Here is a 24357-nt window from a genome sequence, read left to right as displayed (position 1 = left end):
GCGGTTTGAGCCCGCAAAGTGCGCGGTCTCAAACACGCCTAACTGCATCGAAATCTTGAGCAAAAAACGCTCAAGATTTCGTGCAGTTTCCACCACTGAGCCCCCTCCCGCTCCGCCCTCCGTCACCCTACGGCATGAGAACATCTGAAGCCTTGGCCCAACGACAGAAATCGCTCCCGTCACAAAAGATAAGCATCCGCATTCCAGAAGATAATGTAAGAGACCCATTCCGTGTGATCCCGGTATGAGCCCAATCCACATCGGACAAAAATCATTTAGCAGAATCATTGGGAAAGGCGTCATCTCGGCCGTGCCGTCCACCAAGAGCCGAAAGCTTAACCAATGGTCTGTGGGGACTTGTGATCCTCTTTTGCGGGACAACTCATTTGCTTGCAAAGACAAAGGTTATCAACGGATCTTCACTGACCCGTGTTGGGGAGAATTATCCTACCACAAGAATATAGGGTGACGGAGGGCGGAGCAGATTTTGGCTCAGCCATGAGATTGTTGTTAGCGGGCGCTCTTTGCCCGCTTACAACAAGGTCGAGCTTTAAGACCGCGCGCACTTTGCGCGGGCTTAAAGTCGGCCCATGGCGTTCCAGCCCGAATCTGCGGAGCCCGTAGTCACCCGGGCCAGAGCAGAACGCTTACCTGCCTCCGGAATCTGGTGTATCTTTTCTCCCACGAAAAAATGGCCTCCGCAGAGGCCATTCTTCGTTGTCAGGGGAAAATTACTTCACCGCCTGGATGGCGACGTCCATCTCGCCGCCCGGGGTCTTGATGGCGACGTGATCGCCCTTGTGCTTGCCGATTAGGGCCTTGGCGATGGGTGAATCGTTGGAAATCTTGCCGGCGAAAGGATCCGCTTCCGCTGCCCCGACGATTTGATACGTCTCCGGCTCGTCTTCGCCGTCTTCCAGGAACGTCACCGTCTTGCCGACGGAAACCTCGTTCTTGTCGACCTTGTTAGTATCCACGACTTCTGCAAAGTGAAGCATTTCTTCGATTTGAGAAATACGTGATTCAACCACACTCTGCTCGTCCTTGGCTGATTCATATTCCGAATTCTCGGACAGGTCGCCGAAGCCGCGGGCGACTTTGATGCGGTCGATGACTTGGGGCCGTTTAACGGTCTTTAAGTTCTCCAATTCGTCTTCCAGTTTTTTCTTGCCCTCTGCTGTCATCGGGTATGTCTTGTTTGCCATGCATTTACACCTCTAAATAGTCGTTACTGATTCTGGTGGACCAAAACAGTCCAAGAAAACATTATACATATTCTTACCGGGATTGTCTCGCAAAAATATCACGAATTTTCGTCACCAGCAAATCGATGGCCACTTGGTTCTGGCCACCTTCCGGAATGATGATGTCCGCATAGCGCTTCGTCGGCTCGACAAATTGATGGTACATGGGCCGCACAGTGGCCAGGTACTGGTTGATGATGTTGTCCAGCGAACGGCCGCGTTCACGCATGTCCCGTTTGATGCGCCGGATGAGCCGAATGTCATCGTCCGTGTCGACGTACACCTTAATATCCATCAGGTCCCGCAGCCGCGGGTCGTAGAGAATCAGGATACCCTCCAGGATGATGACGTCCTTGGGTTCCTGGCGCACCACATTTTTGGACCGGTTATGGTCCTTGTAATCGTACACCGGCTTGTCGATGGACTCGTAACGCAGGAGCTGCTGGAGCTGTTCGATCAGCAGGTCCGTGTCGAAGGCCAGCGGGTGGTCGTAGTTGATCTTTTTACGTTCAGAAAACGGCGCCGTGGAGGCCTTATAATACGAGTCCTCCTGGAGCATCAGCAGCGAGTGGCCGGCGAACTCATCAAAGATGGCCCGGCTGACGGTCGTTTTGCCGGAGCCGGAACCGCCGGTGACGCCGATGACAATGGGCCGTTTCTTCCCGTTATGAGGGTGTTCACTGCCTAAGTCGATCATGGTCACTGCCCCAGATCCTGAGTCGTGCTGGTGTGCTGTTCATATGTCTGGGAATAGTAAATCTTCCCCGTCTTCAGATCCGCCTGGAAGTACAGGTAGCCTTGATCGCGATCCTTGGGTGAGAGCACGGCATGAACCGCGTTCAAACTGGGATTGTTGAACGGCCCCGGGCCATACCCCTTATTGATGTATAGGTTATAGGGCGAGTCCACACTCGTATCCTTGTTCGTCAAGTGGGTCTTGTGCTCGTTCAGTGCGTACATCACCGAGATGTCTGACTGCAGGGGCATGTCAGCATCGAGGCGGTTGAAGAAGACACCGGCAATCTTTTGCCGGTCCTCCGTCTTGACCCCTTCCCGCTCAACCAGGGAGGCTAGCGTCAAGGTCTGCTGCACGGTTAAGTTCTTCGCCGCGATCTGTTTGTACAGCGGCGCCAGCTCCTGCTGAGATTTGTGCACCATCATCACCACGAAATCCTTGAGACTGGTGTCTTTATAGATATCGTAGGTGGCCGGTGCGAGGTAGCCCTCCAACGGGTAACGGGTATTTTTCGCAGCCAGGGCGGACTTCAGCAGTTCAGGATATTTCTTCCCCACCGCCTTAACGAAGTCGTCGTCTTTCATTAATTTCAGAAAGCTGGCTTTATCCCATTTCTTATTCTTCTTCGTCTGGCTGGGGAGAGAATTAGCGATGTCTTCCACCGTGACCCCTTCCTTAACTAGGATACGGCCAATGCGGTCCTTGGGTTCGGCCGCCAGGCCCTCTTTCTGCAATTGGGCCACGACTTGGTCCAAGGACATGGACGGCTTGAAGGAATGCCAGCCGGCAGTGAAGTCGGCGTAGTTGTGGGTCTTCACGTAATAATTGAACACCGTGGCACTGCGGATGATCTTGTGTTTCTCCAACTGGGCCGCGATTTCCTTGTTGGATGAACCAATGGGAATCTTCACCGCCACGGTCCGTTCATCAGCCGTATTGTATGGCTGGAGGCTCTCGTGCACATAACGATACCCTAAGATGCCGATCACTACGGCCAGGACCGCCAAGATACTGACGATCCAGACCACGATCTTACTGGCCACCCGCGTCTCCTGATGCCGGTTTTGCTCTCGTTGACTCGCCTGGTCTGCAGCGTCGACGGGTGCTTGTGTATCTTTCTTTGCCGCGTCGTTTTTCTTGGGCGTTTGCTCTGAATTCAACTGCGGTGGACCCCCTGCCTATCGATATTCATACTGCTTGCCATTATACAAAACCAGCGGCCGTTTGGCTACCGAATCTCGGCATGCAGGGCATCGACCAATTCATCGCTGACCTTCTGGAAGGCCTTGTTGACCTCGTCTTCCGTGAGGGTCGCTTCTGGATTGCGGAACGTGAGCGTATAGGCTAGTGACTGAGTGCCAGCAGGCAGTTTATCGCCTTTATACACATCGAAAAGCTGGACGTCTTCCAGGAAGGCGCCGGCATGGTCATGGATCACCGCCAAAACTTGCGCGTTGGTCACTGTCTCCGGCAGCTGCAGGGCAATGTCCCGAGTGACGGCCGGATACTTCGGTGCCGGCGTCGCCAGCAGCGGTGTCTTCGCCGCGTTCAGCAGGATGTCCAGATCCAGCTGGAAAACGAATGTGTCAGAGGCGTTGATGGCGGCAGTCTGGGCCGGGTGCACTTCACCAACGAAACCAATCAGTGTATCCCCCAGGAAAATGTTGGCTGTGCGGCCCGGGTGCATTTCTGGGTACTGATCCGTCGCGGCGTAACGCACGGGGGTACTCAGCCGTAACGGCGCCAGTAAGTCTTCCACGATACCCTTGACCAGATAGAAATCCGCGGCTTGGGTCGCGGTATCCCACGCTCGGCTCTGCCATTCACCGGAGATCAGACCGGCTAAGTATTCGACTTCATTTGGCCGCACCGTCTGGGCATCATCTTTCAAGAAGACGCGGCCTTGTTCGAACAGCTGCACATTTTTGACACTGTGGGCGATGTTGTAAGCCAGGTCGTCCATCAAACCGGGAATCAAACTCTGGCGCAGCGCCACATGGTCCTTCGTCATCGGCCAGTCGATCTTGGTCGGAACGCTTTGCGCTTGTACGTACTGGCCCGCTTCCTGTTCATTGACCAGGGCGTAACTGATGGCTTCATTCAGGCCCGCCGCCAGCAAGGTCCGCTTACTGTACCGGATCAACTTTTGAATCGGCGTATGGTGAGCCACCGTCGTCGTGGCCTGGGGCAAGGTGCTGGGCAGATTGTCGTAGCCATACAGCCGGGCGACTTCCTCGATCAGATCGGCTTCGATGCTGATGTCCCAGCGCCGGGGCGGCACACTCACGGTGAACAAACCGTCCGCTTCGTCCACGCCAAAGCCTAAGCGGTCAAAAATCTTCCGCACTTGGTCCACGGTCAATTGGGTACCCAACACGTGGTTAATGCGGTCAATGGAAATATCCACCACTGTCGGCAGGACTTTCATCGCGGTCGGCGACAATACCCCTTTGGCGGTCTGGGCATCAGCAATTTCCCCGGCCAGCTGGGCCGCATAGGTCAGAGCGGTGAGTACGTCAGCGTGGTTCGTGCCTTTCTCAAAACGGCTGGAGGCTTCGGAACGCAAGTTGTAGCGCTGGGCCGTCTTGCGGATGGGCGTTGGCGGGAAGACGGCGGACTCGAAGACGACCGTCTTGGTGGTGTCCGTCACTTCGGTCTCTAAACCGCCCATGACACCAGCTAAGGCGATAGGCTTCTGGCCGTCAGTGATGACGATGTCGTCCGGGACCAAGTCGTGGTCATTCCCGTCCAGTGTCATCAGCTTTTCACCGGCGCGGGCGCGGCGGACGAGGATTTCTTTTTGAGCCAGCTTATCATAGTCGAAAGCATGCAGCGGCTGGCCGTACGTCAGCATCACGTAATTGGTAATGTCGACGATATTGTTGATGGGACGAATGCCGGCGTTCATCAAGCGGACCTGCAGCCAGAGCGGGCTGTCCTTGATTTGAACGTTCTCCACGATGCGCAGGTTGTAGCTGGGTGCATCACTGCTGTCCGGGACGCTGGCCTGAAGCAGCGTGTGAATATCGGCCCCGGTTTCGGTGATGTGCGGTTCGGGGAAATGCGGTTTTTCATCGAGCATCGCCCCGATTTCCCACGCTGCGCCGTGCATCCCCAGCGTGTCCGCCCGGTTGGGGGTGATGTCCACGTTCAGGACCGGATCATCCATGCCCAGCAGCGGGAAGACCGACTCACCGGGCGTGTGCGGTTCAGCGAAGACCCAGATGCCGCTGGCGTATTCCTTTGGCGCCACGGAATCGGGGAAGCCGATTTCTTGCAAGGCACAGATCATGCCCATGGACACTTCCCCGCGCATCTTGCTCTTCTTGATCTTGGTATGCCCCGCGATCCAAGAATTCGGCAAGGCCACGATGACGTATTGGCCGGCAGCAACGTTGGGCGCTCCGCAGACGATCTGGTACGGTTCGCTCTCGCCCACGTCCACCTGACAGATATGCAGGTGGTCGGAATTGGGGTGCGGTACACACTCTAAGACATGACCGACCACGATCTTCTTCTGGCCCTCATCCCGGCGGAAGACTTCTTCCGTCTCAATCCCAGTCCGAGAGATTTGGTCGGCGAGCTTCACCGGATCCTCGTTGACTTTGATGTAATCATTCAACCATTTGTAAGAAACAAGCACGTTATTCGCCCTCCTGTTGGAATTGAGTCAAGAACCGCTGATCGTTCAGGTAGAAATTACGGATGTCTTCGATGTCGTATTTCAGCATCGCAAACCGGTCCGGGCCCAGCCCGAAGGCAAAGCCGCCATACACGTCGGCGTCGACACCGGCACTCTTCAAGACATTGGGGTGCACCATACCGGCCCCCAGCACCTCGACCCAGCCGTTGTCCTTGCTGGTGACATCGTCACTGCCGGTTTTGCTGCCCCAAGAGACATCAACTTCCACGGAAGGTTCCGTGAACGGGAAATAACTGGGCCGCAGACGAATCTTGCGATCCGGACCGAAGACGTGGCGCGCCAGCACTTCCAGCGTCCCCTTCAGGTCGCCCATCGTAATATGTTTGTCGATGACCAGCCCCTCGATCTGGTGGAACTGGTGAGAATGGGTAGCATCGTCGGTATCCCGGCGGTACACCCGGCCCGGGGAGATCATTTTCAACGGGCCTTGAGAAAAGTCGTGCTTCTCTAGCGTCCGCGCCTGTACCGGGCTGGTCTGGGAACGCAGCAGCACATCGGGCGTAATGTAGAATGTGTCCTGCATATCCCGGGCGGGGTGATCCTTGGGGACATTGAGCATTTCAAAATTATAGTGCTCGGTCTCGACTTCCGGGCCGTCCACGACCTGGTAGCCCATGCCCATGAACAGGGACTCCACGTCCTCCATCACTTGGTCCAGGACATGCATGGTACCGCGGTGCACGGGTCGGCCAGGCAATGTCACGTCGATCGTTTCTTGGGCCAGCTTGGCCTGCAGTGCTTGAGCGGACAAGGCCGCATGCCGCTTTTCAATGGCCTCCGTGAGCGCATCGCGGACCGTATTCGCGAAGCTGCCCACTTTGGGCCGTTCCTCCGGGGTGAGGTCCTTCATCCCGCGCAGGACACCGGTGAGGGAGCCTTTCTTCCCCAGTACTTGTACGCGAATGTCGTTCAAGGCGTTCAAGTCCGCGGCCGCAGCGATCTGCGTCAGCGCATCTGTTTTGATCTTGGTCAGTTCATCTTGTAGAGCCATGTGCTTACCTCACTTTATTTTTTGGGTGGTCGCCAATATATGCTGGGACCGGGCGGACTTTGCGCGGGCTTCCAGTCGTGCCCACGGCGTTCCCGCCCCAATCCCGCGGAGCCCGCATGCACCCGGACCGAGCCAACGCTGCCCACGGCACAAAAAAAGACCCCATCCTCAAGGGACGAGATCCGCGGTACCACCCTAATTTTATTTAGCTAAACTAAATAACACTTGATCTGGATAACGGTCATAAGACCGGACACCGTTACTCTCGGTTCGCAGTGCCGACTCCGAAGGGAAAATTGGCGAATCAGTGTCAGGGTTTCAGCTGAGGCCCGACTCTCTGCGGTGATCCGCCGCTTGGTCTTCATCAATGTCGTTAATGTATCTGCTCTTCATCATAGAGAGCTTTCAGCCAAAAAGCAAGGACTAGCGGCACTCTTCTGGTGTAATCCACTCGTCTGCCCAAGTGTGAATGGCCCCCATGACCGGGGCCAGGGACGCCCCCCGCTCGGTCAAGCGGTATTCAATCAAGGCCGCGTGGGGATAAGTCACCCGTTCGACAAACCCTTCGCTCTCCAGCTCCCGTAACCGTTCGACTAAGACCCGGTCGGAGCAGGTGGGCACCATGCCGGCCAGTTGCTTGAAGCGCTGGGTGCCATTCTTCAGTAAGGCTTCGATAATTAAGCCGTTCCATTTCTTGCCCAAGATACTGAAGATCTTGGCAAACTTTGGACACAGACCGTCTTCGCCGCACGGTGTCGCCGTTACGACGGTTTTCGCCATTTCTTCCATCTATTCGTCACTCCGTTCACTTACATAAGGTAAGTATATCGAAAAAGCGTTCCTGTTGCAAGGTATGCAACGGGAACGCTCTGGTGACTAAAATGTTGAAATCAAACGCTTCTTCAGTTCCCGCCACTGCTTGCGGGCGGTGGGCTTGCTGAACTCCTTGACGGCCGCGTAGTCGTCAACGAAGGTCACGACCCAGCTCTCCTTGTACCGAGGCAGCGCCGCAGTGGCGCCGAACATGTGCTTCAAAATGATGTCCCGTTCCATATCGGACAACGGGGTAATCTTCTCAGCATTGTGGACGGCAATCCGGGGATGGATGTAAGCATGGGTACCCAAGTCGAACTTGGTGTTGCGCCAGTCATAGTAAAACATGTCGTGGAGCAGGCCGGCCCGGGCCAAGGCGCGGCAATTCAAATGAAGTTTTTTACCAATCAGATAACTATCGTAGGAAACGGTGATCGAATGCTGCAGCCGATTCGTGTAATGATGCTGCGTATAGTCTGCGAGTTTTTGCACTTGGGGGGTGGCCAAGAGGTCATCCACATAACTGCGGTACTCTTCGTTTTCTTGCCAAGGAAGTTGAGACAAAGTGGCAGTCACTCCTCTAGAGTTTTTAATTCTCAACAATCAGTATACCATGTTCCAAACAGAAATGGATACCTGCAAGGCGGGGATGGCACCGTTTTCTGCACCGTCTTAATGTTTCCTTAAGCAACGAGGTGAAACATCAGGATGCCGGCGGCGATAGCAGCGTTCAACGACTCAGCGTGTCCCGGAATGGGGATGACCAGGTTCGCCGTCGTCTGCTTCGCCAGGGCCGGGTCCATGCCGTTGCCTTCATTCCCAATAATCAGGCCGAATGTGGGGACCGGCTGGATGGTGCGGTAATCCACGGCGGCATCGTTGACCAGGGTGCCATACACCGGCGCGGCGGCACTGTGCAATTGCGCCACGGCATCCGTCATGGTGGCTTGGGCCAATTGCAGGTGGAACTGACTGCCCTGCATTGCCCGCACGACCTTGGGGTTAAAAGGCCAGGCCGTGCCCGTGCCGATGATGACACCAGCGAAGCCCGCTGCGTCAGCCGTGCGGATCATGGTGCCGACATTGCCCGGATCCTGGACGGCATCCAGCAGCAGCCAGCCGCCGGTCAATGCCGCCGGCAGCTGGAGTGCCGGAATGGGGGCAATGGCGAACATGCCCTGATTGGTCTCCGTTGCGGCCAGGTGGTTAGCCACGGCGTCGCTGATCATGATGGTCTGGTCGTAAAACCGTTTGACCAAGTGGTCGTCCTGATGGTTTTCTGTGATAAACAGCTGCTTCAAGTCAACGCCGGCCGCAACGGCTTCTTGAATGAGGTGCGGGCCCTCCAAAAAGTACGCGTTGGTTTTGGTCTGATACTTCTTTGTTTGCAGCTTAATGGCGGTCTTGATCTGGTCATTGTGTACGGATTCAATGTATTCCAAGGCGATACCCCTTCTCTTCTGTCTGTTTCCATTATGCAACCGCGGGCTGGCATAGTAAAATGGACGGTGACAAGCAACTCTAATAATGGAGGTTGGCACAATGCGCGCAGTCAGTTTACATGTTTTCGGCCGAGTCCAAGGCGTTGGGTTTCGCTGGTTGACCAAGATGGTCGCCGATCAGCTCGGCGTCACCGGATTCGTGAAGAACGAATTCGATGGTTCAGTTTACATCGAAGCCGCCGGCGAAGAGGAACCATTGACAAAATTCATCGGGGCGATCAAAGCCTCGCCCACCCCCAGCGGCAAGGTCGACCGGGTGGACGAGAAGGAGCTTTCTCCCCTGCCCAGCTACCACGGTTTCAAGGTCACGGGTTAATTCCCGCCTTAGGTCGTATTGCTTAAACCTGCCGTTTAATTTACTATTAATACCATTGACTATAGAGAACGGAAGGTAAATCGTGTTGAAAAAGAAGTACGTGCGTTACGCGTTACTGCTCAGCAGCTTAGCGGTGCTGCTGATCGTCCTGGGCGGATGTGCCCAGCCGGCGAATCTCAAGCCGCCCACCAGCGGGCCGATGGGCTGGACTTACCAATACTTAGCCGGTCCGCTGCGGGAATTCATGAAGTGGTGTGCCCGGATGATCAGCGGCCCCAACGCTTACGGCTGGGGCATCCTGATTCTGACCGTCATTATCCGCCTGATCCTCATGCCCCTGATGCTGCGGCAGCAGAGCAAGAGCACTTATCAGCAAGAAAAGATGGCCGCGATTCAGCCGCAGATGGCGATCCTGCAAAAGCTGCAGAAGCGGACCGACCTGACCATGGAACAGAAGCAGGAGCTTTCTGTCAAACAAATGGAGCTGTTCAAAAAGAACAACGTCTCCATGCTCGGCGGTATCGGCTGTCTGCCCATGCTGATCCAGCTGCCGATTCTGTGGGCCTTGTACCAGTCCATCGAGTTCACGCCGCAAATCGCGCAGGCCACGTTCTTCGGTATTAACCTGGGGGCGCGGAACTACCTGATTGCCATCATCGCCACCGCCGTGGCGGCCTTGCAGTCCTGGATGATGGTCATCGGGGTCCCGGAAGCCCAGAAGAAGACCATGCAGTCCACGATGTTCCTGGGACCACTGATGACCATCATGTTCACCCTCTTCCTGCCCGCTGGGTTGGGGCTCTACATGTTGGCGACTAACGTCGTCATGCTGGTGCAGCAGGTCATCGCGACCTACGTCATCCAGCCCCGGATGAAGGCCCGGGCGGCGCGAGAACTGAAGGAGAATCCGGTGGTGACCGTCGTCACCGAGGATATGTTCGGTGCCCCCGCAGCCAGTGCTGCTGGCGCAAGCAGCGATCCCCACGTGGCTGCCATTCACGAACGCAACCGGGAACGCAATGCCGGCAAGCAGCAGCGTCCGCACGCGGATTAAGATATGGTAACAGTCAAAAAACGGTCCAGTCAGAAATTGGCTGGACCGTTTTTTAGTACATCAGTGAAGAAACGCGAGTAGGCGGAGACGGTCAGTTAGTCGTCACCTTTGATCAATTCCCACTTATCGGTACTGTCGTTGTATTTGCTCAATAAGTCATGGATTTCGTCATACCGGTATTTTGCGTACAGGTCATGGCCGTCTTTCGTCGAGACATCGACCTGCTTCATGCTGGGGGCCGGAACACTGACGGTGAAATCATAGTCGTCAGCATCCAGGTCGTCATATTCCGCAATCAAACTGATCAGTTGGCGGTCGGTCCCGGAATAGGAATGACTGCTGGCCCGGCTGCTCGCGCCGTCACTGTCTTTGTCTGCATCGGCTAAGGCCTTGGCCAGGTCATCGTCGTCCTTGTCTTTGCTCGCGCTGGCCTTAGCGGCCGCTTCTTTCGATGACGAAGCCGCCGCGGAAGATGACTGGGCAGCTGCCTTGGCTGATTGGGCAGACGCTTGTGCGGCGGCCTTCTGGGTCTGCTGGTCATGCCAGTAGAAATAGCCGGCCCCAGCGGCTAAGACCACGACCAAGGCGACCAGAACGGCCACCAGACCCTGATGCCCCTTCTTGGGCGGCATGGCGGGCGGCTGCGGCGCCGGCGCGGGGGCACCCGACTGTGGTCCGCTGGCAGTGGGTGGTACTGGCCCGGCACCAAACGACGGCTGGGCGGGGGGTGTCGGGTGATTCGCGGGGGCCGGGGTCACCGGCGGCAAGTCAGCCTGGACTGCTTGATCAGCGGTTGGCCGGGGTGTTGGCGCATCGTCTGTCTCCCGCTGATTGGCCCCTTGCCCGTCCGGTGCAGATGGTGACGCAGACGATTCGGCGGTCGATTCCCCTTCCGGTTCATTGGCTGACGTGGCAGACGGTACGTTTGTCGACTCACCAGCGGATGGCTGGGTACCTGGTGTCGGTGATTCAGCTGGCGGGACAGCCTCTGTAATTGGCTGGGTGTCTGCTTTTGCTGGCTTTGCCTCCGGTATTTTGGCTGACGGCGCTGCGGCTTTACCGGGAGCGTCCGCTGACTCCGCAGCACCGTTTCCCTCACCACCGGCCAGCGCCGCCTGTTCGGCGCGGAACTTCTTCAAGTCAAACCCGCAGTTGGGACAATAGTCATCCGTGGTCGCGACTTGCTCCCCGCAATTCGGACAAAATAACATAATTTCTCCCCTCATTTCTTCAATTGATCCAAGCTCCACGCGTAGGCTTGGGGTAATGCTTGCCGCCAGTAAGCGACGTTGTGGCCGCCGCTGTCCGCCAGGGCCACGGTGGGCGTTAAGCCCCGGGCCCGCAAGGCAGCAGCGAAGGACGTCACGTTCGCCACAGGGACGGTGGTGTCCGGCTTGGCACTGGCGAGATAGACAGCGGGCTGCCGCCGGACCAACGCCGGGGTGACCAGGTTCAACGGGAACGCCGCGTTCCAGCGGGCTTGATCCCATTGGCCATTGGTGAGAAAGGCGGGCATCCGGGCCTGGGCGGCTGCCGGTACCGTCCGCCACACCGCCGGAGAAATGCCGAAGGCCGCGTGGAACACGTCCGGATGGCGGAAAGCCAAGCTCATTGCGCCATACCCGCCCATCGACACGCCGCCGACGACGTGCTGGTCAGGACCAGCAGCCAGCGCAAACTGCTTCTGCAACTGGCCCATGAGATCCTGGGTGATGGCCGTATCCATCGCCGCCGCCGGTGAATTGATGTAAAAATCGTTGCCGCCGTCGACGAACACGACCAGCGCCGGTGTCCCCTTTTGGGCAATTTCCGTGTCCAAGATGGTCTTGGAATCCACCAGCTGAAAGAAATTCGTATAGTCTCCGTCCATGCCATGCAAGACCAAGATCACGGGATAGCGCCGCGCGGGATCGTAATGGGCAGGGATATATACCGCATAAGGCCAAGTCTTGTGCAGACTCGGCGACCACATCGTCAGCCGCTGCAGACTGCTGGCCGTTTGCGCCGGCGTCGTGCCCGCCGGAGACGGCGCTGACGCGGCTGACGAGGACCTGGCGGAAGACTGCTGCCGGCGCGTTGGGCGGGGCATTGGTCGGCTGGTTGAAGCCGACACGGCGCGGTGCTGGGCCGTCGGATGCGGCGCACAGCCGGCCAGCAAGGCCAGGAAGATTACCAAGACCACCACTGGCGGCTGCCATCTGTTCGTTGCTCCCCATCGTTTCACCGCGGCTGGACTCCCCTTCTTTTCTGATGTCACACTTTTCATTGTATTATATTTTGCCGGTGAATTTGGCCAAAATACGGATTTGCAACAGCGCGCCGGTCCCAGGCCCGATTGGTTGCGGCCGTTCCCTCATTGCTGAATACCAACAAGATTTTGAACGTGGCGCGGCCAGGGGTCTGGGCTGGACACAAAAAGAGACCGGTCTCACCGGCGGCCTCAGCGTAAAACGCCAGTCGCCAGTGGGACCAGTCTCTTTTCTTCCCGTCACTGCTCACGACATCTTGATAATGCCCGGCGGCAAACCGTCGTCATCATCGTTGTCGGCTTCCTTGGCCTCGGCCGCCTCTTCCGGCGGCAGCGGACCCTTGAACAGCGGCAGATCAATGCGGAACAGCGAGCCATGGCCGACCACGGACTCGACGGTAATGTCCCCACCGTATTCCGTGACCAACCGGTGGGCAATGGACAGGCCCAGGCCGTTGCCGGACACGTCGGTATCGGAACGGGCTTCATCCGCCCGGTAGAACCGGTTAAAAATCTGGGGCAGGTCTTTCTTCGCAATCCCCCGCCCGAAATCTTGGACGATCACCGACAGTGTGCGCTCGTCGGTGGCGGCGCTGATGTGAATCTCCTTACGCTTCTGAGAATACTTGATGGCGTTGTCCACCAGAATGATCAGCACTTGCTCGAAGTGGTTGCGGTACATCCTAATGGCGGTGGTCGCCGGCAAATCAAAATCCTTCTCGATTTGGAAGTCGCCGTGAAGCATCGTCGTGTTATTGAACACGGAATTGAGGACGGGGAGGACCACCGTCACGGCATCAGGATACGTCGTGGCGGCGTTGTCGGCCCGGGTCAAATCCAGCATTTCTTGAATCAAATGCTTCATCCGGTCCAGCTCCTGCAAGGACGCTCCCAGTGATTCTGCCAGCACTTGCGGGTCGTCCTTGCCCCAGCGATTGAGGAGCTGCAGGTGACCCTCGAGCACCGCGACCGGGGTCCGCAGTTCGTGCGAGACATCCTGGACAAAGCGCTGCTGCTGCTTGATGTAACTTTGCAGCGTATCCAGCATGCCGTTGAACTCGCCCACCAGCTGGCTTAATTCGTCGCTGCCCTTGAGGGCCGGCACCCGGACACTGGTATTCGGATCGTCGTGGACGACGGTCATCGTTTCGGTCATCTGGCGAATCGGCTTGATCAGCTTATTCATTAAGAAAACGGAGACGGCCAAAATGAGAACGAAGACCAGTGCCCCGATGGCCACAATCTGCCACAACAGCCGGTGCATGCTGGCGTTATAGGCATCCATCCGGTTGTAGACGATCGCGGTGCCAATGTGCTTGTTGTTCAGCTCGGAATGCAGCTGGCGGGTGGCCAGCAGGTGCAAGCCGCCGTCGGAACGAACGTAACGCGTCCCATCCGTCTTATTATCCGTATAGGGCGCTTCCGGCGACCGGGTGGAGAACACCAGCCCCTTCATCCCGCCCTTCAGATCATACACGGAGACCGTGATATCCTCCCGGGAGAGCTTGGCAATCAGCGAATCCGAAAAGAAACTCGAGCGCTGCTTGGGCACCGGCATATCGTTAGCCGAAGAATTGTATATATTCGGGTTGAGGAGCGGATTGACCGTCAAGCTGGTCACTTCTTCTTTGATCGACCCCAGGCGCTGGTCCACCGCGGCAAGTGTATCTTGCACGGTGCCCTGCTCCCGACTCAAGAGGATTTGGGATACCGACTGATACAGCACACTGGCAAAGAGCGCAAAAAACAAGACCATGGTGCCGGCCACGATCAGTGTCCATTTCGTCCGCAGAGAAAGACGCCAGTCGATGCGGTGCGGTTTTCTTGCTTTTTGCTCAGTCTTTTGCATAGCCATGCATTAGGAACGCATGACGTACCCAGTACCGCGGACGGTTTGGATATAACTGGCTTTATCAGGTACGTCGATCTTGTTCCGCAGATACCGGATATACACGTCAACGACGTTGGTCTCAGCGCTGGAGTCGTAGCCCCAGACCTTGCGCAGAAGGACGTCCCGAGAAAGAACCACGTTGATGTTCTCCACCAAGGCCAAAAGCAGTTCGTACTCCCGCTTGGTCAGTTCGATCACTTCGTCGCCGCGGCGGACGATGCGGTTTTCTTTCTCAATGGTCAAATCCCGGTAAGTGATGGTGTGCTGCTTGTTCTTAGAGTGGGCGTTCTCGATGTCGATCCGCCGCAGCAGAGCCCGCAAACGCGCCAGCAGTTCTTCAATGGCGAAAGGCTTAACGATATAATCGTCGGCCCCGTGATCCAAGCCGGAGACCCGGTCGATGACGGAATCCCGGGCGGTCATCATGATGATCGGGGTATTCTTCTGCTGACGGACCCGCCGGCAGACTTCCAGACCGTTCAGTTCCGGCAGCATCAGGTCCAGCAAAATCGCGTCCCAATCCTTCTTTAAGGCCGCCTCTAAGCCGGTCCGGCCATTATTGTGGACCTCAGTCTTATAGCCCTCGTGCTGCAATTCCAATTCGACGAACCGAGCCAAGTTCTTCTCGTCTTCAATAATCAAAATACTTTGCATGTGTCGTTGCCACTCCTCTTCTTGCCAAGTTGTTCACATGAAATAAAACATAAGTTTATCATTCATGAGCAGATTTGTTTTAATCTTACCACAGTTAAGACAGTTGTGAAAGCAAAAACAGAGGCCCGCAGGCCCCTGTTGCAATGCTTTTCTGCCCATTCTGGGAATGGCTTATTGTTCCTTGTACCAAGTGTAGTGGAACACGCCTTCGCGGTCGTTGCGCAGATAGGTGTGCGCCCCGAAGTAATCGCGCTGCGCCTGGATCAGGTTGGCCGGCAGCACGGCACTGCGGTAGGAATCGTAGTAGTTGATGGCGGCAGAGAACGCTGGCGTGGGAATGCCGGCTTGGACGGCGAGGGAAACCACGTCGCGGACACTCTGCTGATACTTAGCGGCAATGTCTTGGAAGTACTTGTCCAAGAGCAGATTGCCAAGCTTCGGATCGCGCTCGTAGGCACTGGTGATTTCTTCCAGGAATTGCGCCCGAATAATGCAGCCGGCCCGCCAGATCTTGGCGATCTCGCCGAAGTTCAGATTCCAGTCGTACTGCTTGGAGGCGGCAGCCATCTGGGAGAAGCCCTGGGCATAGCTCATGATCTTAGCGAAGTACAACGCCTCGCGGATCTTCTCAATGAGCTTGTCCTTGTCACCCACCGAGACATCTCCGGTGTGGACAGGCAGCACCTTGCTGGCAGCGACCCGCTCCTCCTTCAGGGCAGAAATGTAACGGGCGTATACAGACTCAGTGATCAACGTCTGAGGCTGGCCCAGTTCCAAGGCATTCTGAGAGGACCACTTGCCGGTCCCCTTGTTGCCGGCGGCATCCAAGATAACGTCGACGATGGGCTTGCCCGTACCCAAATCATCCTTGCGGGTCAGAATATCCGCAGTGATCTCGATCAGGTAGCTGGACAATTCGCCCTTGTTCCATTCAGCGAAGGTGTCGGCTAATTTTTCAGGCGTTTCACCCAAGAGGTTGCGCAGCAAATTGTAACTCTCAGCGATCAGTTCCATATCGCCGTACTCAATGCCGTTGTGGACCATCTTGACGTAGTGGCCGGCGCCGTTCGGTCCGATGTATGTCACACAAGGCGCCCCGTCTTTGGCTTTAGCGGAAATCTGCTCCAGAATCGGCGCCACCAAGTCATAGGCTTCTTTTTGCCCACCGGGCATCAAGGACGGGCCTTGGAGCGCACCCAGCTCGCCGCCGGAGACGCCCATGCCGATGAAGTTGATGCCGGACTTGTCCAGCTCGGCGTTGCGGCGCATGGTGTCCTCAAAGAAGGTGTTGCCGCCATCGATGAGCACGTCGCCCTTGTCCAGCAGCGGCAGCAGTTCACCAATGACCATATCCGTCGGCTTGCCGGCCTTGATCATCATGACAATGCGCCGGGGTTTCTCCAACGAATTCACGAAGTCTTCGATGGTGTAGCTGGGCACCAGTTTCTTGTCGCTATGTTCTTCGGCGACGGCCTTGGTCTTGGACCCCGTCCGGTTGAAGATGGCCACGGTGTAGCCGCGGCTCTCGATATTCAACGCCAGGTTCTTGCCCATGACGGCCATGCCAATGACGCCGATTTGTGGTTTATCCATTGATTCCATACCTCCAGTTTTCAGTTTCACTTACATTCTAGCAGAAAATCCCGGACGGCTCATTTCTTGTCCGAGTCGTCGTCCTGCTTTTCTTCGTCCTCTTGCTTCGTCAGCAGGTCTTTCAGCTTGGCTAACTCGGGATTTGGTTTGGCGTCCGCCTTTTTCTGGGCAGCGTACTCTTCTTCCGAAATAACATGCCAGTCCTCACCCGCGGGCATGACGCCCTTCTGTTTCTCATCGTCCGTGAGGATCTGGGCGGGCAGTTCCAACACAATGTGGTCGCTGACGGCGCCATAAATATCGATCATGTCGTGGGCCATGGGGATCGTCAGGGCTTGGTGGGTATCCATCAGCCGTTCCACCGGTTCGCTGCCCCACTGTTCCTGGGGGATCCACAATTCTTTAAAGGTGAAATCCTGGGCCACCCGCACCGGGGCTAAAGAACGGGTGGAATGGGCGGTCACCTCGCCAGTTGCCCGGACCGTTGCGAGCCAGCCCACCCCGTCGGCTTTGATCGTTCCTTGCACGTGATACGTTGACGCATCACTGATGTCTTCGAAGCGGTCGGCGATCTCGGGCATCATTTCTGCTTCCCGGTCGAAGGTCAATTCCCGGTTGCCGAGTTTGCGCAGTTCTGCTTCGGTCCATTGTAACTGAGTGATGATGATCATCCTTTCGTAATCCGCATGGGGGCGCGGCCAAAGTTTTGCTCGTGCCCATTGTTTAATGTATACACCCGGTCGGCCCGGACGGTCAAACCATAGGGGGCGGTAAGCGCGCCGGCGGCCGCATTGACCCGGGTCAGTAAGGCGGCCCCCGCCGCTTTGCGAATCTGCTTCAAGTAGGCCTGACCCTGGGGGGTGAAGCCGAGGATCCGCAGCGGCTGGGCCACCGTCATGTCTTCATTGGTGAGATGCAGCAGCGTATACAGCGCCACCCGACTCAACCGACTATAAGTATAACGCTTTGTTTTTACACGTTTCAGCAGATCGGCGACGCTGGCCGCGGCCCAGTTCTGTTCGATAAACCGGTATTCCAGGCCCTCCGTCATTTGGTACAGGCGGCGCAGAGCGGCCGGCGTATCGGTGAGCAGACGGTAATGAAGCAGCGGCCAAAAATCGGCCCAGCGTGTGGCCGCGGCGTCCGCATAAAGCACGGCGGCTGCAGCCGGCACGTAGGCGGCCAGCTGGTCGGGATGCTGCCGCAGCCAGCTCGCACTGGCCAGCTGCTGACTGGTCGCGGCAGCGTCGTGGGCCACGCCCACCCGGGGCACCGGCACCAGCGCCATGGGCTGAGCTAAGGCCGCATTGGCGGCCGCGTACCCCAACGCCAAGATCACGTTGGGATCGTCTAAGCCCACATGGAGCGTTTCTTGATAAAACTGATTCATCTGGGTGGCATAGGTTTGGGCGTAATCCACTGCCCCCGCCGGGTGCGGCGGCAAAGCGTTGATCTGCCGACCCAAAGCGGCATAATCCAACTCGGGCTGTTCTGTGCCGAAAGCCACGGCGCCGCACTGCAGCTGAGCCAGGGCCTGCACCCCGCCGCGGGCAAAGCGGTCCGCCGGCTGCGTGCTTACCGTCAAGGGCAGCTCCACCACCAGGTCGGCCCCGCCCTGCAGCGCTGCCTGGGCCCGGTTCCACTTGTCAAACAGGGCCGGCTCGCCCCGCTGCACAAAGTTGCCGCTCATGGCCACCACGGTCACATCCGCCGCTGCCCGCCGCCGGGCCTCGGCGAGCTGGTAAGCATGACCGTTGTGAAAGGGATTGTACTCAGCGACGACACCGACCGCCCTAAGCAAGCGGCCGCCGTCCTTGGAAGAACCAGCGGGTGGTCTGCGGGGTCACAGCCGCGTCGCCGAAATCGGCGGTCAGCGCAATATCCTGTAAGCCGGCCTGGGCAAACGCGTTGCGATAAGCCGCGGTACGATAAGTTCGTTCCTTTTGAATCTCCATCGCCCGCTTGTAGCCGTCGATCGCCTCATCATAGATGAAGAAGGTCAGCTCGTGTTCCACGCTATGGGGGGCGTCCCCGGCATATGTGGTCCAGAGAAAAGCACTGTCCTCCGTCACGTCGTTGTACATGAATCCCGGAAATACATCATCGGTCTGATGGATGGAATGGACATCAGCAAAAAGACGCCCGCCCGGCACCAAGTGCTGGGCCGCGGCGTGGATCGTTTTCTCCACGGCTGCCAAGTGCGGCAAATAGCACAGGCTGTCGTCAAAACTGGTAATGACGTCAAACTGTCCCAACCCGCTGAGGTCCTGCATATCCCCTTGAATCCAGGCAATTGCCACGCCGGCCCGCTCAGCCTTCGCCGCTGCCAGGGTGAGCATCTCCGGCGACAAATCTAACCCGGTGACGGTCCACCCGGCTTGGGCCATGAGTACAGCAAAATCCCCGCTGCCGCAGCCTAAGTCCAAAAGTGTGCCTGGGTGTTGGCCAGGAACGTTCTTTTGCACAAAATGCTGCCACCGGGGATACATGTCTTTATCCATCAGGCGGTCATAGACCTGGGCAAAAATGCTGTAATCTACGCGGTGATCCATTGGTGCACATCAACCATGGGCGCGTCTGACCACAGCTTCTCCAAGTTGTAGAAGGCCCGCTCTTCCTTCAGAAATACGTGGACAACGACATCGCCTAAGTCGATCAACATCCAGCGGGAATCTTTCTTCCCCTCGATGCTCTTCACCGTCGTGCCTGCGTCTTCCTCCGCTTCCACGATGCCGGTCACGATGGCCTGCACCTGACGCTCGGAATTGGCGTGCATAATGACGAAATAGTCTGCTAATAGGCTGACATTTTGCATGTCCAACGCCACGATCTCTTCTGCGTGCTTTTTATCGGCTGCTTCAACGGCAACCTGTAATTTCTCTTCGCTTGTCAAAAAACTATTCACGACTCCTTTTATTTGTCTGCGCGGGGCTGGCCCACGCGCCGTACCCATGCATTATAACTGGTAAAGGTCAATGGGTAAATCGGTTCTTGTTTTTCTACTAAATAAGAAAGTTCATGACTCAGTTGGTACAGGACACCAGCCTGCAGGCTCTGCTGGGTGACCGCCCGGGCCTCATCCACCCCGGGAAACTTTCTCCCCGGCTCAATGAAGTCCGCCATGTATACGATCTGGCTGAGCAGCGGCATCTCCGGTGCGCCGGTGGTGTGTTCCTTGACCGCTTGAAGAATTGCCGGGTCGTGGATGGCCAGCTCGTCTTCGATGAAATAGATCCCCACCATGCCGTGCCAGATGGCGTTGCCGTAATCCAGCAGCGCAGCCGGTAAATGGTGGGCGTGGATGGCAGCGATGAAGTCCTCATCTGGGATCTGCTTGGCGTAATCGTGCACCAGTCCGCCGACTTGGGCACGCAACACGTCACCGCCGAAGCGCTGAGCCAGCTTGACTGCCTCGGCACTGGTGCGCTGGCAGTGGGCGAAGCGCTTGGCAGTCATGCGCGCCGCCACCCGGCGTTCCAATTCGGTCCAGCTGTAATCAACGATCGGTTCAAGCGTGTTCTGCATACAACTTGTGCTCCTTTATATAGGCGGCCACGCCGTCCGGTACCAAGTAACGAATCGATTCACCCTTGGCCACCCGTTGGCGAATGCCGCTGGAAGAAATGGCCACTTGGGGCACATCGACCCAAATCACGGGGTACTGACTGTGCACGATGACCCCCGGCCGGCGGACAGCGACAAAGGTGACGATTTTGACCAGCTTGTCAATTTCATGCCAGTGGGGCAAGTCGTTGACCATGTCGGCGCCGATAATGAAGTAATATTGGGCCAGCGGGTCGCGCCGTTTCAGTTCCTGAATCGTGTCGTAAGTGAACGATTTGCCGCCGCGGCGAACTTCCAGTTCATCCAGGCAGAAATGGGGATTGTCGGCAATCGCTTCTTTGACCATCGCCACCCGGTCTTTCGCCGCAATCGTGTGCTTCCCGTCCGCGTGGGGCGGCTGAGCATCGGGAACGAATAGAATCTTGTCTAGATGCAGGGCGTTATACACCCCTTCCGCAATGAGCAGATGACCCAAATGCGGCGGGTTGAACGTTCCGCCCAAGATGCCGATCTGGTGGCCGCGCATCCGCTGCACCAGCACCCGCTTGATTTCCGTGGCGATCACCGGCGCCTGGACAGTCACCGTCCGGGTCACCGGCACCGCCGTCACCGTTTGCTTGGTGCTCATGACCGAATCAAAGCCTTCACCGCCGTGGAGAAATGCTGATTCTTTTCTTTCTCCGCAGGGCGGTACAACAGCGCCGTCTTGCCGATGGTCTGGACCACTGCGATACTGGGCAGCGCGTTAGTGAGAACGCTCAGAGCCTCATCCAGTGATACTTCGGCCGCCGGGAGCAGTGAGATCTTGATTAGTTCCCGCTTGGCGAGCGCATCGTCCACTTGCGTAATAAACTCCGGGGTAACGGCGTTCTTGCCGACCCGGAACAAGGGCTTCATGGTTTGCCCTTGGGACCGTAAGTAACTTTTTTGTTTACCGGTCAATGCCATGGCTGAATCTCCCTTCATTAATCGTTCCCGATGAGTGACGGCCGTACGCCCACGCCAATACCTTGCGGGGCATGGACGGTCACCACGGCGTGGCCGGGCACGTTGACCCAGCCTAAGCCAGCGATGACGATGTCGGAACGGTTGGGCGGCGTGAACTCCTCTTGATGCATCGGCGGGAAGTCAGCCAGCTCCGCCGTACTCGGCGGCGCCAGCAGTTCGCCACGGTGTTTCATCCAGAAATCGTCCGCATTGCTCAGCTTCGTCCGGTGCACCAGCAGTTCATTGTCCACGTACACCGTGAAGCTCCCCGCCGGCCCGGAGACAAAGTCGATTCGAGCCAACCCGGCCAGAAACAAGGTCTGTCCCGCCGTCAGCTGGAAGACCCGCGGCCGCATCTCTTTCTGCGGACTGACCAGCTTCAAGTCTTTACCAGATAGGATATGGGCAATCTGCTGGGTTTGAATGATCCCGGGCGTGTCGATCAGCTTTTGGCCGTCATCCAGCGGAATCTCGATACGGTCCAGGGTCGTCCCCGGGAAGCGTGAAGTGGTGACCAGGTCTTGGACACCAGCCGTCTCCTTGATGATGGCATTAATCAGCGTCGATTTGCCGGTGTTGGTGGTGCCAACGAAATACACGTCCCGACCGCGCCGTTCTTTCTCAATTAATGCCAGTAATTCTGGAATCTGCCAGCCCTTCACCGCGCTGACTAGCTGAATCGCTTCGGGCCGCAATCCCACCGCGTGCGCCTGCCGGCGCAGCCAATCGGTGACCCGCCGCCGCTTCACGGAATGGGGCAGCACGTCGGCCTTATTCCCCACCAGAATGACCGGGTTGTGTCCAACGAACCGGTGCAGACCGGGAATGACGCTGCCGCTGAAGTCGAACACATCGACCACGTTGACGATCAGGGCGTCCACTGCCCCCAGCGCATTAAGCAGCTGGGTGAAGGTGTTGGCGTTCACCGGCACATCAGTGATTTCATTATAGTGGCGCAGGCGGAAGCAGCGCTGGCAATACAGCTTTTCCCCGCCGTCCGCCAGCTGCTTCTCTAAGGCACTGGCAGGAATGAACCCCGCCTGGGTCTTGTCTGTGGTTTGCAGCTTAGCGCCGCACCCAATACAGTACAGGTCTTCTGTCGTGATGTTTTTCTCCTTCATTTTTGCATGGTCACCTGAATTTTGCGTGTTTCTCGTGACTCCACGGCTTAGTCCAATTATGGACCCGAATCAAGTGCCGAAACGGTTTCTCAAGGAAGCGGTTGATGCGTGTGTTCCACCCGTCGGTGTCGACTAACGGGGCCACAATGATCGTATCGACGCCGGCCAGGGAACCGGCCACCACGTCGGTGAAGTACTGGTCCCCGACCATGACCGCTTCCGCATTGGTAATACCGAAATCCTTCAAGGCGCGCTTAATACCCACCGGCAGCGGCTTCAATGCCCGGGCGACGAACTGGATGGGCAAGTCAGCCAACGCTTCCGCTACGCGGTGGTGGTTGTTGTTCGACACCACAATGACTTGAATCCCTGCCGCGCGCAGCGTTTGGGCCCATTGCCGGACCTGGTCCAACGCGTCCTTTTGGTTCCAAGGAATAAGTGTATTATCCAAATCGGTGAGGACATACTTTTTACCCCGGTCGCGTAACTGGGCCGGGGTAATGGCAAATATGGAGGATACTTTCCAGGTTGGCCAGAAGCCCATGAACGTGATTCCCTTCCTTGCTTTTTTTCTATCTCTTAATTATAGGGGAAAAGCCGAATGAATGCTACTTCCTGGCACCTGGCAGGATCAGCCCAGCTGCTGTTTCAGAAAAGTACGGATGCGCTGGTGCACCGCCGGGCTCCAAAAATCGCTCTCATGGTCCGCGCCAGTCACCGCGACGAGTTCATTGGCGATGCCTGTTTCCCGCAGCTGCGCCGCAAACTGCTCACTCTGGGCAAACGGCACCACCGTATCCGCTGTCCCGTGCATCAGCAGCATCGGGACGCTGGTCGTCCGGTGAGCCACTTGGTACTTCGGACTCATGGCGCGCATGACGGTCTCCGCATGGGCCATCCCCTGCTCGACTTGGATAAACGCGGCGACCTTGGGATGCTGCCGGCGAAATGCCGCCGTTCCCGCAGCGTTCTTGAGGGCGGATCCGGTCAAGGCCACCAGGTCGGCCACGCCGAAGCAGCTCACGACACAGGTCACCGCATCCGACTCTTCGGGAAAATCGTTGGTCTTGTATTGGGGATCGTCCCCGGTCAGGCCTATCAATTCTGCGGTGTTGCCGCCGGAACTGGTGCCCCAGAAAGCGACGCGGTGCGGGTCAATATTCAGGTCGCCAGCGTGGTGACGCAAGAACCGAATCGCCGTTTTGGCGTCTTCCAAGTACGCTGGCGGCATGAACCCGTCACTGACGCTGCGGTGGGTGATCGACGCCACCACCATCCCCTGCTGGGCATACTGCGCCAGCTGCGGCAGCTCGGCATTCCGGTTCGGGTCCGTCCAGGCGCTGCCTTGCAGAAAGACCAGCAGGGGGTAGCCTGCGGCCGGTGCCGCCGCCCACGGGACCAAGATCGTCATCGCCAGCGGCTTGCCGCCGGGCAAGGCAAACGTGACCTCGGGCAAGACCGACGCACTGCCGGTCAGCTGGGGATTATGCGGGATTTCTTCCATACTATTGAACACCTCGTTTGCTAAGCTTGATTACGCCTCGATTTTACCACGACGGGTAGATGAAAAAGTTCCGTGGGAGAAGTTGACTGCTTCCACGGAACTGATTTTAACGAATTCGAAGAAAGTTCGCGAGACCCGGCGATTTGGGCCCTCCGGGTGGCTGGTGCTGGAACGCCATGGGCACGACTTGAAGCCTGCAAAAACCGCGGTCTTCAAGATCGGCCTTGTTGTAAGCGAGCAAAGAACGCTCGCTAACAACAATTTCATGGCTGAGCCCCGCCAGCCTACGGGCCCAAATCGCCTACATCTTATTCAATCGTAGGATCTTGGTATCAGGGCAAATTCGCCGGAGGTTCCGCCCGACCCCCTCGCTTCCAGGTGACTACTGTAACAACTGCGGAATAGGCTGCCAAAGTTTCGTGACGAGCGAGACATC

25 protein-coding genes are annotated in these 24357 nt (G+C 57.3%); 2 read left to right on the top strand and 23 right to left on the bottom strand.

What is annotated here, in order from left to right:
• Window positions 1-731 precede the first annotated feature (731 nt).
• The 8 genes from greA to L248_RS05780 all read right to left on the bottom strand — a co-directional run bounded on the left by greA (window position 732) and on the right by L248_RS05780 (window position 8929).
• Window positions 732-1205: a transcription elongation factor GreA gene (gene greA, locus L248_RS05815; RefSeq protein ID WP_022529202.1), complete on the bottom strand. Its 474-nt coding sequence runs from the start codon at window positions 1203-1205 to the stop codon at window positions 732-734.
• 73 nt (window positions 1206-1278) lie between these two features.
• Entirely contained in the window at window positions 1279-1941 is a 663-nt protein-coding gene (udk, locus tag L248_RS05810; protein WP_051999872.1) for a uridine kinase, read from the bottom strand.
• Window positions 1942-1943: 2 nt separating this feature from the next.
• A complete protein-coding gene (mltG, locus tag L248_RS05805) occupies window positions 1944-3023 on the bottom strand; it encodes an endolytic transglycosylase MltG (RefSeq protein WP_040535224.1) in 1080 nt (359 codons plus the stop codon).
• Between the two features lie 185 nt (window positions 3024-3208).
• On the bottom strand, window positions 3209-5623 hold the full coding sequence (pheT, locus tag L248_RS05800) for a phenylalanine--tRNA ligase subunit beta (protein ID WP_022529199.1): 2415 nt from the start codon (window positions 5621-5623) through the stop codon (window positions 3209-3211).
• A gap of 1 nt (window position 5624) precedes the next feature.
• Window positions 5625-6674 (bottom strand): phenylalanine--tRNA ligase subunit alpha, encoded by a 1050-nt coding sequence (pheS, locus tag L248_RS05795; protein WP_022529198.1) that lies wholly within the window; start codon window positions 6672-6674, stop codon window positions 5625-5627.
• A 423-nt stretch (window positions 6675-7097) separates the two neighbouring features.
• Window positions 7098-7454, bottom strand: a complete 357-nt coding sequence (locus tag L248_RS05790) for a winged helix-turn-helix transcriptional regulator (protein WP_040535221.1) — start codon at window positions 7452-7454, stop codon at window positions 7098-7100.
• Between the two features lie 96 nt (window positions 7455-7550).
• Window positions 7551-8051 (bottom strand): HD domain-containing protein, encoded by a 501-nt coding sequence (locus tag L248_RS05785; RefSeq protein WP_040535131.1) that lies wholly within the window; start codon window positions 8049-8051, stop codon window positions 7551-7553.
• Window positions 8052-8170: 119 nt separating this feature from the next.
• The gene (locus tag L248_RS05780) at window positions 8171-8929 is read right to left on the bottom strand and encodes a TrmH family RNA methyltransferase (RefSeq protein ID WP_022529195.1); all 759 of its coding nucleotides are present in this window, start codon (window positions 8927-8929) and stop codon (window positions 8171-8173) included.
• Window positions 8930-9029: 100 nt separating this feature from the next.
• Here L248_RS05780 and L248_RS05775 point away from each other — a divergent pair, with 100 nt between their 5' ends.
• On the top strand, window positions 9030-9305 hold the full coding sequence (locus tag L248_RS05775; protein WP_040535128.1) for an acylphosphatase: 276 nt from the start codon (window positions 9030-9032) through the stop codon (window positions 9303-9305).
• 82 nt (window positions 9306-9387) lie between these two features.
• A complete protein-coding gene (gene yidC, locus L248_RS05770; protein ID WP_022529193.1) occupies window positions 9388-10359 on the top strand; it encodes a membrane protein insertase YidC in 972 nt (323 codons plus the stop codon).
• Between the two features lie 95 nt (window positions 10360-10454).
• Here the strand turns inward: yidC and L248_RS15110 are convergent, their stop codons facing one another.
• The 15 genes from L248_RS15110 to L248_RS05695 form a co-directional block, all read right to left on the bottom strand.
• Complete coding sequence (locus L248_RS15110) at window positions 10455-11570, bottom strand: zinc ribbon domain-containing protein (RefSeq protein ID WP_051999871.1); 1116 nt, start codon at window positions 11568-11570, stop codon at window positions 10455-10457.
• Window positions 11571-11581: 11 nt separating this feature from the next.
• The gene (locus L248_RS05760) at window positions 11582-12544 is read right to left on the bottom strand and encodes an alpha/beta hydrolase (protein ID WP_022529190.1); all 963 of its coding nucleotides are present in this window, start codon (window positions 12542-12544) and stop codon (window positions 11582-11584) included.
• A gap of 310 nt (window positions 12545-12854) precedes the next feature.
• Window positions 12855-14462 (bottom strand): HAMP domain-containing sensor histidine kinase, encoded by a 1608-nt coding sequence (locus L248_RS05755; RefSeq protein WP_081701231.1) that lies wholly within the window; start codon window positions 14460-14462, stop codon window positions 12855-12857.
• A 3-nt stretch (window positions 14463-14465) separates the two neighbouring features.
• On the bottom strand, window positions 14466-15152 hold the full coding sequence (locus L248_RS05750) for a response regulator transcription factor (RefSeq protein ID WP_022529187.1): 687 nt from the start codon (window positions 15150-15152) through the stop codon (window positions 14466-14468).
• Window positions 15153-15323: 171 nt separating this feature from the next.
• Window positions 15324-16745: an NADP-dependent phosphogluconate dehydrogenase gene (gene gndA / locus L248_RS05745; protein WP_040535124.1), complete on the bottom strand. Its 1422-nt coding sequence runs from the start codon at window positions 16743-16745 to the stop codon at window positions 15324-15326.
• Between the two features lie 59 nt (window positions 16746-16804).
• Entirely contained in the window at window positions 16805-17416 is a 612-nt protein-coding gene (locus tag L248_RS05740; RefSeq protein ID WP_022529185.1) for a DUF177 domain-containing protein, read from the bottom strand.
• Window positions 17413-18546, bottom strand: coding sequence for a nucleotidyltransferase (locus L248_RS05735; RefSeq protein WP_022529184.1), 1134 nt, complete (start codon window positions 18544-18546; stop codon window positions 17413-17415). The genes L248_RS05740 and L248_RS05735 overlap by 4 nt, the downstream gene beginning before the upstream one ends.
• Window positions 18539-19297 carry a class I SAM-dependent methyltransferase gene (locus L248_RS05730; RefSeq protein WP_022529183.1) on the bottom strand — a complete coding sequence of 253 codons (759 nt, stop codon included), beginning with the start codon at window positions 19295-19297 and terminating at the stop codon, window positions 18539-18541. Before L248_RS05730 ends, L248_RS05735 begins: the two co-directional genes overlap by 8 nt.
• Window positions 19282-19638, bottom strand: a complete 357-nt coding sequence (gene rsfS, locus L248_RS05725; RefSeq protein WP_040535122.1) for a ribosome silencing factor — start codon at window positions 19636-19638, stop codon at window positions 19282-19284. Before rsfS ends, L248_RS05730 begins: the two co-directional genes overlap by 16 nt.
• 20 nt (window positions 19639-19658) lie before the next feature.
• The gene (gene yqeK, locus L248_RS05720) at window positions 19659-20270 is read right to left on the bottom strand and encodes a bis(5'-nucleosyl)-tetraphosphatase (symmetrical) YqeK (protein ID WP_022529181.1); all 612 of its coding nucleotides are present in this window, start codon (window positions 20268-20270) and stop codon (window positions 19659-19661) included.
• The gene (locus L248_RS05715) at window positions 20254-20910 is read right to left on the bottom strand and encodes a nicotinate-nucleotide adenylyltransferase (protein WP_196812000.1); all 657 of its coding nucleotides are present in this window, start codon (window positions 20908-20910) and stop codon (window positions 20254-20256) included. Before L248_RS05715 ends, yqeK begins: the two co-directional genes overlap by 17 nt.
• 23 nt (window positions 20911-20933) lie before the next feature.
• Window positions 20934-21257, bottom strand: coding sequence for a YhbY family RNA-binding protein (locus L248_RS05710; RefSeq protein ID WP_040535120.1), 324 nt, complete (start codon window positions 21255-21257; stop codon window positions 20934-20936).
• A gap of 17 nt (window positions 21258-21274) precedes the next feature.
• Complete coding sequence (gene yqeH / locus L248_RS05705) at window positions 21275-22417, bottom strand: ribosome biogenesis GTPase YqeH (protein ID WP_022529178.1); 1143 nt, start codon at window positions 22415-22417, stop codon at window positions 21275-21277.
• Window positions 22418-22427: 10 nt separating this feature from the next.
• Entirely contained in the window at window positions 22428-22961 is a 534-nt protein-coding gene (locus L248_RS05700) for a YqeG family HAD IIIA-type phosphatase (protein WP_022529177.1), read from the bottom strand.
• 87 nt (window positions 22962-23048) lie between these two features.
• Window positions 23049-23921 carry a prolyl oligopeptidase family serine peptidase gene (locus L248_RS05695; protein ID WP_040535117.1) on the bottom strand — a complete coding sequence of 291 codons (873 nt, stop codon included), beginning with the start codon at window positions 23919-23921 and terminating at the stop codon, window positions 23049-23051.
• Window positions 23922-24357 lie beyond the last annotated feature (436 nt).

Origin of the sequence: Schleiferilactobacillus shenzhenensis LY-73, assembly GCF_000469325.1 — a bacterium.
In the GTDB taxonomy this organism is placed as follows: Bacteria; Bacillota; Bacilli; order Lactobacillales; family Lactobacillaceae; genus Schleiferilactobacillus; species Schleiferilactobacillus shenzhenensis.
This window is presented reverse-complemented; position numbering and strand designations above follow the sequence as displayed.

Coding starts and splice junctions, on each gene's coding strand:
- L248_RS05740 (WP_022529185.1), bottom strand. CDS start 17,416: ATGATCATCATCACTCAGTTACAATGGACCGAAGCAGAACTGCGCAAA.
- yqeK (WP_022529181.1), bottom strand. CDS start 20,270: ATGCAGAACACGCTTGAACCGATCGTTGATTACAGCTGGACCGAATTG.
- gndA (WP_040535124.1), bottom strand. CDS start 16,745: ATGGATAAACCACAAATCGGCGTCATTGGCATGGCCGTCATGGGCAAG.
- L248_RS15110 (WP_051999871.1), bottom strand. CDS start 11,570: ATGTTATTTTGTCCGAATTGCGGGGAGCAAGTCGCGACCACGGATGAC.
- greA (WP_022529202.1), bottom strand. CDS start 1,205: ATGGCAAACAAGACATACCCGATGACAGCAGAGGGCAAGAAAAAACTG.
- yqeH (WP_022529178.1), bottom strand. CDS start 22,417: ATGAAGGAGAAAAACATCACGACAGAAGACCTGTACTGTATTGGGTGC.
- L248_RS05700 (WP_022529177.1), bottom strand. CDS start 22,961: ATGGGCTTCTGGCCAACCTGGAAAGTATCCTCCATATTTGCCATTACC.
- L248_RS05750 (WP_022529187.1), bottom strand. CDS start 15,152: ATGCAAAGTATTTTGATTATTGAAGACGAGAAGAACTTGGCTCGGTTC.
- L248_RS05775 (WP_040535128.1), top strand. CDS start 9,030: ATGCGCGCAGTCAGTTTACATGTTTTCGGCCGAGTCCAAGGCGTTGGG.
- udk (WP_051999872.1), bottom strand. CDS start 1,941: ATGATCGACTTAGGCAGTGAACACCCTCATAACGGGAAGAAACGGCCC.
- L248_RS05755 (WP_081701231.1), bottom strand. CDS start 14,462: ATGGCTATGCAAAAGACTGAGCAAAAAGCAAGAAAACCGCACCGCATC.
- L248_RS05710 (WP_040535120.1), bottom strand. CDS start 21,257: ATGGCATTGACCGGTAAACAAAAAAGTTACTTACGGTCCCAAGGGCAA.
- L248_RS05695 (WP_040535117.1), bottom strand. CDS start 23,921: ATGGAAGAAATCCCGCATAATCCCCAGCTGACCGGCAGTGCGTCGGTC.
- pheS (WP_022529198.1), bottom strand. CDS start 6,674: ATGGCTCTACAAGATGAACTGACCAAGATCAAAACAGATGCGCTGACG.
- L248_RS05790 (WP_040535221.1), bottom strand. CDS start 7,454: ATGGCGAAAACCGTCGTAACGGCGACACCGTGCGGCGAAGACGGTCTG.
- L248_RS05730 (WP_022529183.1), bottom strand. CDS start 19,297: ATGGATCACCGCGTAGATTACAGCATTTTTGCCCAGGTCTATGACCGC.